Source organism: Candidatus Arsenophonus phytopathogenicus (assembly GCF_056113345.1).
The window spans coordinates 1,630,994-1,646,556 of the sequence record NZ_JBUIOB010000017.1 but is presented as its reverse complement, the minus strand read 5'-3'; the positions used below and the strand labels follow the sequence as shown (position 1 = coordinate 1,646,556).

Here is a 15,563-nt window from a genome sequence, read left to right as displayed (position 1 = left end):
TTAACCTAACTCCTTTGCTAATTGGCTAAACCTATCACCTCGTTGTTCAAAGTTACGAAATTGGTCGAAGCTAGCACAAGCAGGTGAAAGAAGTACCATATCACCGGCTTTCAATACTGGTGCGATGGCGCGCAGACATTGCTCCATTGTATCTAGTAACAAACTATTCGGTTTTAATTGTGCCAATTGATAACCAACACGGCCAAAACAGCACAATTTAATGTTTTTTGCTGAGATATAGGGTTTTAAAGGTGAAAAATCTGCTGACTTTCCCTCCCCACCCAATAATAAATAAAGCGTTCCAGCTACTTGTAAACCTTTTAAAGCTGCTTCTGTGCTGCCAACATTCGTTGCTTTAGAATCATTAACCCATTGAATACCTTGATTCTGATGAACTAATTGGCAACGATGAGGCAAGCCTGCATATTGAGTTAATGCCGTTAAACTTGCTTTTCTTGGAATCTTCACCGCATCCGCTAAAGCCAGCGCAGCCGCGCCATTAAGATAGTTATGCTGCCCAACTAACCGTATTTCAGCGGTATCAATAATCGGTTGCCCTTTTATTTGTAGTTCTTGGCAACGTGTATTTAATTGATAATCCCCACTATTAATGCCAAAACTGATACAACGTGCATCACGGCCCAATAGTGGCCAAATTTGTGGTTCTTGTTCATTAATAATACAAACTTTAGCGCCAGCATAAATTCGTAACTTAGCCGCGCGGTACTGTTCAACACCTGTCGGATACCGATCCATATGATCCTCTGCCACATTTAATATGGTTGCTACCGCAGCCTTTAAACTTGATGTTGTTTCAAGCTGAAAACTAGAAAGCTCTAATACATACAAATCATAATCTTTTGCTAATAATGTCAGCACCGGCGTTCCAATATTGCCACCAACTGCCACTTGCCAATTAGCTGCTTTTGCCATTTCGCCAACTAATGCTGTAACCGTACTCTTACCATTAGAACCGGTGATAGCAACTATCGGTTTATCTATTTCACGACAAAAAAGTTCAATATCACCAATAATTTCAATACCTTTATCTGCGGCTTTTTTTAATTCTGGAGTAGCAAGCGAAATACCGGGGCTTGCAACGATCAAATCAGCCGTCATCAACCATTCACTATTCCAACTACGACAGTGGTAGGCGACTTCCGCCGGCAATTTATCCTTACCTGGCGGTGTTATTCTGGTATCAATTACGCGTGGCACAACCTGGCGAGAGAAAAAAGTCGATACAAGATAGACCTGTCTGGCCTAACCCGATGATGACAACTTTTTTACCCTGATAATTAGCCATTATTAACGTACCTTCAATGTTACTAATCCAATCAATACCAGCATTAATGAGATGATCCAAAAACGCACAATGACTCGAGGTTCAGGCCATCCTTTTAATTCGTAATGATGGTGGATCGGCGCCATCCGAAAAATGCGTTGACCACGCAGTTTAAATGATCCAACTTGTAAAATTACCGATAAGGTTTCAACAACAAACACACCACCCATAATCAATAATAAAAATTCTTGCCGTAATAAAACCGCAATCGTTCCCAATGCACCGCCTAATGCCAATGAGCCAACATCGCCCATGAAAACTTGCGCAGGATAGGTGTTAAACCATAAAAATCCCAAACCGGCACCAACAATTGCCGTACAAACCACGACTAATTCACCTGCGTGGCTGATATAAGGAATTTTTAAATAGTTGGCAAAATTGAAATTACCCGTTGCCCAAGCCACTAATGCAAAACCTGCCGAAATAAAAACGGTTGGCATAATCGCTAAACCGTCTAGTCCATCAGTTAAATTAACTGCATTACTTGTGCCAACAATGACAAAATAAGTCAGTAAAATATAAAACAGACCAAGTTGTGGCATGACATCTTTAAAAAATGGTACAACCAATTGAGTGACTGCCGTATCTTTACCTGTGCTATATAGAGCAAATGCTACTCCCAAAGCCAATACGGATTGCCAGAAATATTTCCAACGAGCAATCAACCCTCTAGAGTTTTTACGTACCACTTTACGATAATCATCAATAAAGCCAATAACACCATATCCCAATAAAACGGCTAATACGCACCAAACATATGGATTATTTAACCGCGCCCATAGCATGACTGAAATCACAATAGAAGATAAAATCAACACACCGCCCATGGTAGGTGTGCCACGTTTGCTAAAATGCGATTCGGGACCTTCATCACGCACAATCTGACCTATTTGTAATTTTTGCAAATAGGAAACCAAATGGGGCCCCATCCATAGCGCAATCACCAAAGCCGTTAACAAACTGGTAATAGCCCGAAATGTCAAATAGGAGAAAAGATTAAAGCCAGAAAAATATTTAACTAAATATTCGGCTAACCAGACTAACATAAAAAGCACTCCTGTAAGGCGTGTACAACCTCTTCCATTGCTGTACTGCGCGAACCTTTAACTAAAACTGATACCGTTTCGTGTTCTTTTATCAATGGGATCAGTTTTGCAATTAACTCTTTTTTAGAAGCAAAATGCTCACCGCAGCCACTCTGTTGACTAATAACGACACTTTGTTGACCAATACTTAACACTCTGTCAAGCTTCATTTGCTGAGTCGCCAAGCCGACTGCTTGATGCCATTTTTCGGTCTGATCGCCTAATTCACCCATATCACCGACCACCAAAATACGGTATCCAGGCATTTGAGATAAAACATCAGCAGCAGCAATCATAGAGCCGGTATTGGCATTGTAGGTGTCATCTAAAATAAGTTTACCGGGCGCTAAATGAATTGGGTATAAACGACCTGATACCGGCTGAACAACTGCCAATCCAAGTCTTATTTGCTTAAGCGTCGCACCAACAGACATAGCTAAAGCACTAGCCGCTAATGCATTAGCAACATTATGTTTACCGGCTAAGGGTAATAATATTGAGACAATACCGATTGGTGTATGCAACTCAAATTCGCTACCTATTGATTTCGTGGTAATATTTTCCGCATAAAAATCAGCCTGTTGCTGTTTCTCTATAGAAAAACGCCAAATGGTTTGTTGTTGTTTAAAATAAGATTGCCAATTTTTCCAATCATGGCTAGCCAAATTAATAACTGCCGTTCCTGTTTCCGCTAATCCCTGAAAAATCTCGCCCTTTGCCTTAGCAACAACCGCTAATGAACCAAAACCTTCAAGATGAGCAGCAAATAAATTATTAACCAATACACTATCCGGTCTAACCATATTAGTGGTATAGGCAATTTCACCGATATGATTGGCTCCCATTTCAATCACTGCATACTGGTGCTCTGCCGTCAATCGAAATAACGTTAACGGCACACCAATATCATTATTGAAATTACCTGCAGTAAAAAGTGTTGTACCACATTGTGATAGAATGGCGGCCACCATCTCTTTAACCGAAGTTTTGCCAGAAGAGCCCGTTAGCCCTATAACCTTAGCTTTGCTTTGTGATCGAACCCAAGCGGCTAACTTCCCCATAGCTAAACGCGTATCTTTAACAATAACTTGTGGGCAGTGAATAGTTAACGGCCGCTCAACTAATAATGACGTAGCACCAGCTGCAATAGCCTCTTTAGCAAAAGGGTGACCATCAAAATGTTCACCCTTTAAAGCAATAAATAAACCATTAATGGGTTGCTGGCGGCTATTGGTTGTTACCGTATCCAGCCATAAACTCGCTGCCTGCTGATCATTTATTTGCTGTAAAGCACCTTGGGTTACAGTAGCCAATTGCTTCAATGAAATAGGGATCATGCCATCACCCCCAATAGCCGGGCTACCGTCAAGCGATCGGAATAATCGAGTCGACGATCACCAATAATTTGATAATCTTCATGACCTTTACCGGCAATTAATATGACATCATCAGTATCGGCCTGCATAATCGCACTAGTGACCGCTTCCACTCGCCCAACAATCGGCATTGCCCGACCAGCATCAAGAAAACCGCTTAAAATATCATCGATTATGGCTTTTGGCTCTTCACTACGTGGATTATCATCGGTTACCACCACAATATCAGCATACTGTTCAGCCACACTGCCCATTAATGCACGTTTACCCTTGTCTCTATCACCACCACAACCAAATACACACCAAAGTTTGCCACTACAATGGGGACCGAGCGCAATTAATGCTTTTGCGAGTGCATCCGGAGTATGAGCATAATCGACAACAACCGTTGGCCGTCCTGGTGAGGTGAAGATTTCCATTCGTCCACAGACCGGTTGTATAGCATGTGATGATTTTATCACCGTATCAAATGGGTAACCGATCATTAAAAGTGTCGCCATGGCTAACATGACATTATTAACATTAAAAGCCCCCATTAGTGGGCTTTCTAGCGAACTTTTTCCCCAAGTCGAATTAAAATGAATAGTCGCCCCACGATCATGATAATCAACTTGCTCCACTAGCACCCAAGCACCCTGCCAATCGGTAGGTATGCGATCCTCCATCGAAACTGCACATGCTTGTGGTAATCTTGCAAGCCACTGCAAACCGGTATCATCATCTACATTGATAATCTGTTTATCAAATTTATGGGTTGAAAATAATAACCATTTTGCCGCTGCATAATTTTGCATATCACCATGATAATCAAGGTGATCACGACTTAAATTAGTAAACACAACAGCGGTAAAAGGAATAGCAGCAACCCGACCTTGCACTAAGCCATGGGAGGAAACTTCCATCGCCACTAAGGTTGCCTGCTTGTCAACCAACAACTGCAATTCAGCCTGAACATCAACCGCCGAGCCGGTGGTATTTTCACTAGGTACAATTTGTCCTAATATTCCGTTACCCACCGTGCCCATTATGGCACTGACTTCGCCCAGTCCTTTAGCCCACTGAGCAATTAGCTGAGTAGTGGTTGTTTTACCATTTGTTCCTGTTACACCAATTAATCGCAATTTTGCAGCTGGATGTTGATAAAATTCTCCCGCTAACAGTGATAATTGATTATTCAGATCATTAATATAAATGACAGGGACGCCATGCATATATCGAATCGCTCCAGCTTCTGTCTCGCCTTGTGCTTCAGCAATAATTGCGGCGACACCTTGCGCTATCGCTTGAGAAATATATTGTCGTCCATCTGTTTGATGGCCCTTAATTGCTAAAAATAGGTCTCCTGCCGCTACCTTACGGCTATCAAGCGTCATTTCTCGTAACACCTTATCTGGCGCGTTAACACCCAGTGGTGCAAGTAAATCGCGTAGATTACGATCTGCCACCTGTATCCTCTTTTATCTTGTTAATTACTAATTCATTATCATCTGAGGTCAATGCATCAGGCTCTATATTCATTAAACGTAAAACGCCGCCCATAATGGCTCCAAATACGGGCGCAGAAACAGCACCACCGTAATATTTCCCCGCAGTAGGCTCATTGATAATCACAACCAGGGCATAACGAGGGTTACTTGCCGGTGCTACGCCAGCCGTATAAGCAATATATTGATTAATATAATGGCCATCATTACCAACTTTTTTTGCTGTCCCTGTCTTAATTGCTATTCGATAAGCCTTAACTGCGGCTCGAACACCACCGCCACCAGGCAATGCAACACTTTCCATCATGCGAACCACCGTCCGCATAATCGCCTCAGGGAAAATACGAGCTCCAGATACCGGCGGATCAACTTTTGTAATTGATAGCGGGCGATAAATACCAAAACTACCAATTGTTGCATAAACTCTCGCTAACTGTAATGGTGTTACCATTAGCCCATAACCAAAAGAAAAGGTGGCCCTTTCAAATTCAGACCACCGCATTTTTTTATTAGGAAAGATGCCACTACTTTCTCCAATTAACCCTAAATTTGTTGGTTTACCCAAACCGAAACGAGCATAAACGTCTACCAGTTCATCGGCAGGCATCGCTAACGCTAACTTTGAAACACCAACATTACTTGATTTTTGTAAAATACCTGTAATCGATAACTCACCATACCTTGCTACATCTTTAATTTCATGACCACTAATTATATAGGGTTGAGTATTTAGCACACTATTGGCTTTGACAATTCCATTATTCAATGCACTAACGATTACCATCGGTTTAACTGTTGATCCAGGTTCAAATACATCGGTGATCGCGCGGTTACGCATCACTTGAGTTGAAGTACCAGCAAGATTATTCGGGTTATAGGAGGGGCTGTTAGCCATCGCCAATACTTCACCCGTATGAACATCGACTAAAATAGCAGTACCCGACTCGGCTTTATTCTCCATTACACTGCGTGTTAATTCACGATAAACCAATGACTGTATGCGTTCGTCAATACTTAATACCAAGTCGTAGGCAACCTGGCTATCAATGGAAGAAACATCTTCGATAACTCGCCCATAACGATCTTTACGCACTATCCTTTCGCCTGGAGCCCCAGTTAATAGATAGTTAAAGCTTTTTTCAATTCCTTCAATTCCCTGTCCATCAATATCTGTTACCCCAATTAAATGCGCGGCTACTGGACCAGATGGATAATAGCGGCGAGACTCTTTACGCAAATAAATACCCGCTATTTTTAATTTGCTAATATATTCACCAACAGATGGATTCACTTGGCGCGCTAAATAGGCAAACCGACTGTTAGGGTTAAGACTAATTTTATGGTTCACTTGCTCAAGCGGGAGCCTTAGCTCATCCGCTAATGCTTGCCAACGTTCATCATTGGTTAATCCACCATTTTCGTAAATTATTTTCGGATCAGCCCAAATAGCATAAACCGGAACACTTACTGCTAGCTGACGCCCCTCACGATCACTTATCATGCCCCGTGCAGCCGTCACTTTCTGAACGCGAAGCGAACGCATATCACCTTCTTTAACAAGCTCTTCCGGGTTAATAACTTGTAGATAAGTAACACGAATAATGAGACCAATTAATGCCAATCCTATGCCCGCACACAATAGCAAGAAACGCCAGCTAACATAGCTAACTTTTTCTTCGTACCGTCTTCTATACTTCACTGAGCGCGCAGGCTTCATGTTGTTTACCTATTGACTAAAACTATTTTGCAATCACAATATGTTCTTGTCTCGGATCTACATGGACCATTTGTAGCTTTTCAAGCGAAAGGCGTTCAACTCGACTATGATTTCCTAATGAGTTCTCTTCCAAAATCAAATTGCGCCATTCTATATCTAAAGATTCTTTTTCTTCTGTCATCAAATCCTTTTGTGCTGTTAATAATCGTGTTTGATGACTGACTGTGACAATTGAAATCGCTGATATAATAATCACTATCAATAGAATCAACGGGACAACTCCGTGCCGAAAAATATCGTAACCAATGATCCTAATTAAGCTATATTTTTCCGCAGTCATTATCATTCCAACATTTCAGCAAAACGTACAACTGAGCTTCTTGCTCGTGGATTTTCGATAACTTCTCTTGCTGTCGGTTTCATTTTGCCTAACACTTTCAATATCGGGCTACCAATTGCTTTTAATTGCACATCAGTTAATGGTAATCCGACCGGGACTTTTGGTCCTCTGCTATGCTCACGGATAAAACACTTAACCAATCTATCTTCCAATGAATGAAAACTAATAATCGACAACCGTCCCTGCGGTGCCAATACCTTCAATGAACCCTCTAATGCTTTTGCTATTTCTTCCAATTCACTATTGATATAAATACGAATTGCCTGGAACGATCGCGTTGCTGGATGCTTATGTTTCTCTTTAAACGGACTAACTTGTGCTATCAATTCTGCAAGTTGTTTTGTCCGTGTTAATGGCTCTTCCGCTGCATGATGGTTACGAGCCACAATCGCTTTTGCAATTCTTTTTGCAAATCGTTCTTCGCCATAAGTTTTCAATACCCAGGCTATATCCGATTCTTCCGCCTTCATCAGCCATTCAGCGGCAGATTGACCTATCGTCGGATCCATTCGCATATCTAATGGTCCATCACGCATAAAAGAAAAGCCTCGCTCTGGATCATCTAATTGCGGTGATGAAACACCTAAATCAAGCAGTACGCCATCAATTTTGCCAACTAATTCCTCTTCTGCAATAAATGTCTGTAACTGAGAAAAAGAACCATGTTTAATTAAAAATCTGTCATCAGTGATCATTTTCTCAGCGGCTGCCACTGCATGCGGATCTCTATCTATCGCGATCAGGCGCCCTTCACTGCCTAACCGGGAGAGAATTAATTGCGAGTGCCCTCCCCGGCCAAAAGTACCGTCAACATAAATTCCATTTGCTTTTATATTCAATCCATTGACTGCTTCATCAAGAAGCACACTGATGTGTTTAAACCGGCTGTCTGCCATATTAAAGAGATAGATCCTGTAACCTCGTTGATAATGGTTCATTTGTGCTGTGTTGAGCCTCAATATCCGTTTGTACTTGCTGATACCAAGTCTGCTCATCCCATAACTCAAATTTATTAATTTGACCAACCAGCATAACTGCCTTTTTGAGCCCGGCATGTTGCCGCAAAGTATTGGCGAGCAAAAGACGACCTGCACTATCCATCTGACATTCACTGGCATGCCCAAGTAATAAACGCTGAACACGACGTTCAGCCGGATTCATAGTAGAAAGTTGTGATAGTTTTTTTTCAATAATTTCCCATTCAGGTAATGTATAAAGTAATAGGCACGGCTGATGAAGGTCGATAGTAAAAACCATCTGACCTTCAGACTCCTCGTTCAGCATACCGCGATAACGCGTAGGCACGGTTAATCGCCCTTTGCTGTCGAGATTGACGAGTGTTGCGCCACGAAACATATCTCTTCAACCCTTATATTACAAAAATCACCACATTACACCACAATTTCCCACTTACTATAGAGTTTACGAAGGGTATGAAAATCTTGTCAAGCAACAGCACGGTGCTTTAGTTTTATTTACAGAATAATGTTGGAAGATGATTGGGTGGGTTTTCTGACGAGTAAAAAATTAAAAACAATTAACATTATGATAAAATTGAATAAATTAATTTTTATACTTATATTCACTGCCGAAACTTATTTATTTCGCAAAAAATGAAATAAAAACTAAAATACACAACCAATGCTTCATTTTAAATCAACCTTCAGATAACACTTTATCCATACAAATAACAATTAATCAAACTTCCCAAAAATGATTTGTCATAAAATTTTAAAAATTATATTATTTATCAGTATATTGCACATTCTGATAAATATACAGTAATTTTTTATATCGCTTATCGTACAAAGTCTATACTTTGAATAGAAAAATATTCTAATCAGTCCGTGACTATTTTATGTGTAAATCTTATTATTCAAAACAATTTTATTAGGAATTATCCGAATTATTACTATTTATTGTTATTAGTTTATTAATTTTTAAAAAATATGCCATTTTAATAGCGCATTTTTTAAATTTAATTAAATAATTTTTAACTTAAGTTAAATTTTACGGCTTAAGCTACCTCTTCTACATAGGTCATGCTGGATACGTGTTACACCAAGGCTTGGCTTATTATTTTCGCTTAAACTGGCTAATACCAGTTCTATTACTTTATCAGCAATAGCTTGGTGACGTTGAACAACCGATAATACTGGACAAGTAAAAAAATCTAACAATTCATTATCACCAAAAGTTGCAATCACAATATCATTTGCTAATTGCCCATTACGCTTTAACATCACGTCCATTACTCCTTGTAACAGAGAAAATGATGTTGTAAAAAACACTTCCGGCATTTAATTATGATTTAACCACTGCGCAAAAATTTCTTCAGCAGCATGACATTCATAACTACTCGCATATAAATAAGTGACAGAATGTGAATTATCTTGCCAAGATTCTCTAAATCCCTGTTCACGTAATAAGCTAACAGAAAGCTCTGGCAGCGCACCTAAATAGAGAACTTTTTTAACCGAAAATTTGTGTAATTCAGTTGCTAACATTTTGGCATCTTGTAAATCATCACCAACAACACTAATAAAATGCTGTTGTTCTAATGCGCGATCTAAAGCAATAATGGATAGGGAACGGTTAGTCTAGCGCTGATAAAAGGGATGTTCCGGGGCTAAAGAGGTAGAAACAATGATTGCATCCACCTCACGCTTTAGTAAGTGCTCGATACACCGAGTTTCGTTATCTGGTTGATCCTCAGAACAGGCAATAAGTAACTGATACCCACATTGACGTGTCTTACGCTCAAGATAATTTGCAATCCGTTTATAACTGGTATTTTCTAAATCTGGGATCACCAAACCAATTGAATGGGTACGGCCAGCTCGAAGACCTGCAGCAACCGCATTTGGATAATAGTTATGTTCCTTAACAACAGACATCACTCTTTCAACAGTCTTATCACTGACTCGATACTGTTTAGCTTTACCATTGATAACATCACTGGTAGTTGTGCGAGAAACTCCGGCTAGACGGGCAATTTCATCCAATTTCACGTTGATGACCCCTTTTACAAACAGGAAAAGTCTCAAAAACTTGAGACAATAAATGTTGCTCCATTTTAACTTGCTGAAGAGATATTTTCACCGCAAAATTTGCTTTTTTTCACCATGAAAACCCTATTAGAATTTAGTCTTGGTACATGGATTCAATTTCACGCTGATATCGTTGTGCGATGATCATACGCCTTAATTTTAAAGTCGGGGTTAATTCACCATTTTCCATAGAAAAACCAATAGGTAACAGAGTAAAACGTTTTACTTGATGAAAACTGGCAAAATTCTTTTGCATTTCTTTAAGGCGTGAATCAAATAGTTCAACAATACGACTATTACGTAATAGCTCCAATCGACAGTAATATTTCAAATTAATTGAATGGGCATACTCTTCCAGTGAATCAAAACAAGGCACGATTAGTGCGGAAACAAATTTACGCGCATCAGCGATTACTGCAATATGTTCAATAAAACGATCTTGACCTAATGTCCCTTCAATCAACTGAGGAGCAATATATTTACCATTAGAGGTTTTCATTAAATCCTTTAACCGTTCAATAATGAACAAGTTTCCGACTGCATCAAGCTTACCGCTATCTCCTGTTTTGAACCAACCATCTTGGGTAAAGGCCTGTGCTGTTTCAGTTGGCTTATTAAAGTAGCCTCTCATTACAATAGGCCCTTTAACCTGGATCTCATTTTCCTGACCAATACGCACCTGAATATCAGATAGCGGTGTACCAATCGAACCTAAGCAATAATTATTCTCTTCCCAACAAGAAATTGTTGCGCAAGTTTCTGTCATACCATAACCATATTTGATATTGATACCGACAGCCAAAAAGAAACTAATAACTTTATCATCAAGATGAGCGCCAGCGGCAGGTAAAAAACGTAACCGACCACCTAAAATCATTTTTAATTTAGTTAATACCCATTTATCCGCATTACTATAAAAAAAACGGTGCAACCAATTGCCTTTTTTTCCTTGTTGAGCCAGTGCTACATGACGTTTACCTTGACTAAGCGCCCAATTGAAAAGCTGTCTACGAAGCCAAGACGCTTTGGCAACTTTTTGATTTATGGCAGCATAAACTTTTTCATAAAAACGGGGCACTGCGCACATCACCGTGGGTTTTACTGCAACCATAGCTTCTCTAACACTTTGAGCATCTGTTAAATAGACATTTTGTGCGCCAATATGCATAACATAGAAACTCCAAGCTCGCTCAAAAACATGAGAAAGTGGTAAAAAACAGAGTGAAATATCTGACTCAGTTAATGTTAAGCGTTTATCATGTAAATAAAGTTGAGCCGCCATATTGGCATAATCAAGCATCACACCTTTCGGCTCACCGGTGGTACCTGAAGTATAAATTAATGTAAATAAATCACTTAATTGATGTTGTGCAATCCGCTGTTTCAATTCTGCCAAAAATAGGGTTGAAGATTTCGCTATTAATGCAGATAGAGGGGAAGCTTTTGGGCAATCAGAAATATCAATATCTTCATTAAAAACAATAATATCAGTCAATTTAGGGCAAAATTCAAATAACGACTTAGCTATATCATATTGAACCTGATCACCGACAAATAGAATGCGAATATTAGCATCATTTAAGATATAAGTAGCCTGAGTGACACTACTGGTTGAATAGAGAGGCACTGTCACTGCCCGAAGTTGTAAAATAGCCAAATCAGTTAAAGACCAATTCATACCATTATCGGCAAAAATAGCGACATTTTCTTGTACGTTCACGCCTAATTCAAGTAATGCTAAAGAAATAGATTCTGTTTTTTGTCCAATTTCTTGCCATGTTAATTGTCTTTGATGAGCTGCTGACCATTCTCTAAAAGCAACTCTTTTAGCCAAAGTTGGCGAATTAATCTTTTGTTGAAACTGGTTAACTAAATGATAAGAATGCAAATTCTCAATAGTCAAAATATCTTCCCTTAGTGAACTTTTATTTACCAAATATAATTATTTAATGACAACAGGTTATATATGCTAAAGTTATAAAAAATAATTTCAGCGTACAGCTGTTAGCTAATAGCGCCATTATACATAATTGCTGGATAAAAAAAGAGGCTTTAATGAAATTAAAAAACACGTTCACGCCAAATCCACACTAACGTATCAATGACTTGGCATAAAAGTGCTTTTATAAAAGAAAATATTTTATATATCAATTTGATAATTGTAATGGGATAATTTACAAACTATCTTTAATTCAAACGTTATTATCTATTCCTGTCGACTTATTTGCAGAATATACGAAAAAATATTCTATTTATTAGTTACTCAGTTGTCCTAATTGCGTTTTAATTCACTTATGCTCTTTGTCACGAGTTGTGGATTCATGCCAGATCAAATAACAGGGACGCGCTGTTTTTCCCAGTTTAATTCAACTGATCTTAAATTTAATTGATTTGAATAATATTCAACAAGCCATTTTGGAGTAATAGCAACAAAATGATTTTGAGAAACAATATTTAATACACTATTTAAATCTGTTCCTTGGTAAATAATAGAATGAAAAAGATCTCTATTATGATAATAGGGTTTACTAAAAGAGCCCATATTATCCATGGAGACAACAGCATGTTTTTCACGCTGTAATATATCACCAGAAATTGTATTTTTAATATTGGGGTGATTATTAGAGACAGCTAAAACTAATTCATCATTAAATAATGGATGGTGATAATATTCAGGTTTATCAAATTCGTTATAGCTAATAACAAATTCTGTTTCCTGATATTTTAATTTATGGGCAATATTATCATCAAGATAGGATTGAATAATTACGTCAATATTTGGTGCATTCTCTTTAACTAGAGCAACAATACTAGCTGCCAAACGAATATCTAGCGGGCTACATATTGATAATTTAAATACTCTTTCACTCTGTTCTGGCTCGAATCCTGCACCTGGTAATTCATTATGCACTAGTTGTAATGCTTGTCTAACTGGACCAAATAGTTGCTTAGCACGTGAAGTTGGCTGAATACCTCGGCCATAACGAACAAAAAGCTCATCATTGAACATCACTTTCAGACGCGATACAGCATTACTGACAGCAGGCTGTGACATACCTAAAATTTGCGCTGCACGGGTCACATTCTGCATCTGCATAACTACATCAAAAACCGTTAATAAATTTAAATCAACATTTCGCAAATGAATATCGCTTCGCTCTTTTTTCGTTGCTGAAACTGTGTTGTAGTTCAGTCATTATTTTACTCCGCTTGATATATATGTATGTTCAATGAATAAAAATAAAAGATTAACCCAATTAATTATTAACTTAGGTATATTGTTTTATTATTAAATTCATTAAAATAAATTAAGCGAACCATTTAATTTTTTAAATAATTTTAGCTTCCATGCCTTAACATTAACTGATCAGTTTAAAAATCATGTCACCAAAACCCTAATTATAGAATTATTACTCTTCAACATTCACATAATCAATGAATAATAAAATTAAATATCCATCTATTAATCCTTCAATTAGATGATAAAACAAAGCATGGTAGAATCATAATAAAGTTATTCAATTCCTATTATTCATAACAAATTATCAGATTCATCACAGAATAAATTATTGCTTATTCAATATTTCCTTTACTCATTTTTATAACAAACACTTCCTAATATATTTTTATTAAATTAATTTTATACTTCACAATTAAGAAACATTAACAAAATAAATTTTTATTTAATGTTGACATAATGATAAAGATCAGGTAGCTATAAAGGTAATATTTTTGATATTAATAAGGTCAACGTTTTATGTATCTTTTTATTCACCTACTAAGCCTACTACTTCTCTCATTTTCTGTGCGCGGTATGCTTATGGGTGAACGAAGTTATTAATATCCACCCGCAATAAAAAAACCGCGCATCTGCGCGGTTTTTTTATGCCCACAATCTAACTAAATAGCACTTTCTATAAACTTACTAATAAAAGAACCAATAACAAGCAAAAACACGATAAAGGAACAAACAGTATGAGCAATAAATATCATTATCTTTGATACAACATTACGTGATGACGAACAAGCTTTACAAGCAAGTTTAAGCGCCAAAGAAAAATTACAAATTGCTTATGCTTTGGAACGTTTAGGCGTCGATATTATTGAAGCCGGCTTTCCAGTCTCCTCACAGGGAGATTTTAAATCTGTGCAAACCATCACCAAAGAAATTAAAAATAGCCGTATATGTGGTTTGGCACGCTGTATTGATAGCGACATTGATATCGCCGCTGAAGCATTAAAAGTTGCCAATAGTTTCAGGTTGCACCTTTTTTTAGCAACCTCGTCATTGCATATCAAACATAAATTAAAACGTTCATTTAACGATATTTTAGCCCTCGCTAGCCACTCTATTAAGCATGCCAGACGTTATACTGATGACATAGAATTGTCCTGTGAAGATGATGGGCGCACTGATCCCGATAATTTATGCCGGATCGTGGAAACAGCAATCAATGCCGGTGCAACAACGATTAATATCCCTGATACTGTCGGTTACACTATCCCTTTTCAATTTGGCAATATTATTAAAGATCTTTTTAATCGAGTACCAAACATCGATAAAGCCATTATTTCGGTCCACTGTCATAATGATTTAGGTATGGCGGTAGCCAATTCTATTACTGCAATTCAAGCCGGCTCTCGACAAGTAGAAGGAACGATTAATGGTTTAGGAGAACGCGCTGGCAACTGTGCCTTAGAAGAAATTATTATGGCAATTAAAGTGCGCCAAAAAATGTTGGCCGTCACAACAAATATTAATCATCAAGAAATTTACCGTACCAGCCAATTAGTCAGCAAGTTATGTAATGCCCCTATCCCTGCTAATAAAGCGATCGTTGGCAGTAATGCTTTCTCACATTCTTCAGGTATCCATCAAGATGGTGTACTAAAGAATCGAGAAACTTATGAAATTATGACACCAGCATCCATTGGCTTAAGGGAGACTCAATTAAATCTAACTTCTCGTTCTGGCCGAGCGGCGGTAAGGCTTTGGCCGGCGTTTTCATGGTATCGGCCTAGAAACCGATATTGTCGAATCGTCTGCTATGGCAATGATCAATGTGTTAAATAACATTTGGCGCGCAGAATTAGTGAAAAAACAAA

At 38.3% G+C, this 15,563-nt stretch carries 8 protein-coding genes and 4 pseudogenes; 1 reads left to right on the top strand and 11 read right to left on the bottom strand.

Annotated features, from left to right (window positions below):
* The 11 genes and pseudogenes from murD to leuO form a co-directional block, all read right to left on the bottom strand.
* A pseudogene (gene murD / locus AC01GB_RS12360) lies at positions 1-1,306 on the bottom strand (UDP-N-acetylmuramoyl-L-alanine--D-glutamate ligase).
* A 2-nt stretch (positions 1,307-1,308) separates the two neighbouring features.
* Positions 1,309-2,391: a phospho-N-acetylmuramoyl-pentapeptide-transferase gene (gene mraY / locus AC01GB_RS12355; protein ID WP_474452042.1), complete on the bottom strand. Its 1,083-nt coding sequence runs from the start codon at positions 2,389-2,391 to the stop codon at positions 1,309-1,311.
* On the bottom strand, positions 2,385-3,767 hold the full coding sequence (murF, locus tag AC01GB_RS12350; protein WP_474452041.1) for a UDP-N-acetylmuramoyl-tripeptide--D-alanyl-D-alanine ligase: 1,383 nt from the start codon (positions 3,765-3,767) through the stop codon (positions 2,385-2,387). Before murF ends, mraY begins: the two co-directional genes overlap by 7 nt.
* The gene (gene murE / locus AC01GB_RS12345; RefSeq protein WP_474452040.1) at positions 3,764-5,251 is read right to left on the bottom strand and encodes a UDP-N-acetylmuramoyl-L-alanyl-D-glutamate--2,6-diaminopimelate ligase; all 1,488 of its coding nucleotides are present in this window, start codon (positions 5,249-5,251) and stop codon (positions 3,764-3,766) included. Before murE ends, murF begins: the two co-directional genes overlap by 4 nt.
* Positions 5,238-7,007 carry a peptidoglycan glycosyltransferase FtsI gene (ftsI, locus tag AC01GB_RS12340; RefSeq protein WP_474452039.1) on the bottom strand — a complete coding sequence of 590 codons (1,770 nt, stop codon included), beginning with the start codon at positions 7,005-7,007 and terminating at the stop codon, positions 5,238-5,240. The genes murE and ftsI overlap by 14 nt, the downstream gene beginning before the upstream one ends.
* 22 nt (positions 7,008-7,029) lie before the next feature.
* Complete coding sequence (gene ftsL / locus AC01GB_RS12335) at positions 7,030-7,347, bottom strand: cell division protein FtsL (RefSeq protein ID WP_474452038.1); 318 nt, start codon at positions 7,345-7,347, stop codon at positions 7,030-7,032.
* A gap of 2 nt (positions 7,348-7,349) precedes the next feature.
* A complete protein-coding gene (gene rsmH, locus AC01GB_RS12330; RefSeq protein ID WP_474452037.1) occupies positions 7,350-8,303 on the bottom strand; it encodes a 16S rRNA (cytosine(1402)-N(4))-methyltransferase RsmH in 954 nt (317 codons plus the stop codon).
* A gap of 1 nt (position 8,304) precedes the next feature.
* Positions 8,305-8,763: a division/cell wall cluster transcriptional repressor MraZ gene (gene mraZ / locus AC01GB_RS12325; RefSeq protein WP_032115232.1), complete on the bottom strand. Its 459-nt coding sequence runs from the start codon at positions 8,761-8,763 to the stop codon at positions 8,305-8,307.
* 647 nt (positions 8,764-9,410) lie between these two features.
* Positions 9,411-10,418: pseudogene (cra, locus tag AC01GB_RS12320) on the bottom strand (catabolite repressor/activator).
* Positions 10,419-10,551: 133 nt separating this feature from the next.
* Positions 10,552-12,360, bottom strand: a complete 1,809-nt coding sequence (locus AC01GB_RS12315) for an AMP-dependent synthetase/ligase (RefSeq protein ID WP_474452036.1) — start codon at positions 12,358-12,360, stop codon at positions 10,552-10,554.
* Positions 12,361-12,745: 385 nt separating this feature from the next.
* A pseudogene (leuO, locus tag AC01GB_RS12310) lies at positions 12,746-13,650 on the bottom strand (transcriptional regulator LeuO).
* Positions 13,651-14,439: 789 nt separating this feature from the next.
* Between leuO and AC01GB_RS12305 the strand changes: the two are divergent.
* Positions 14,440-15,447, top strand: a pseudogene (locus AC01GB_RS12305) (2-isopropylmalate synthase); the annotation flags it as partial.
* Between the last annotated feature and the right edge of the window lie 116 nt (positions 15,448-15,563).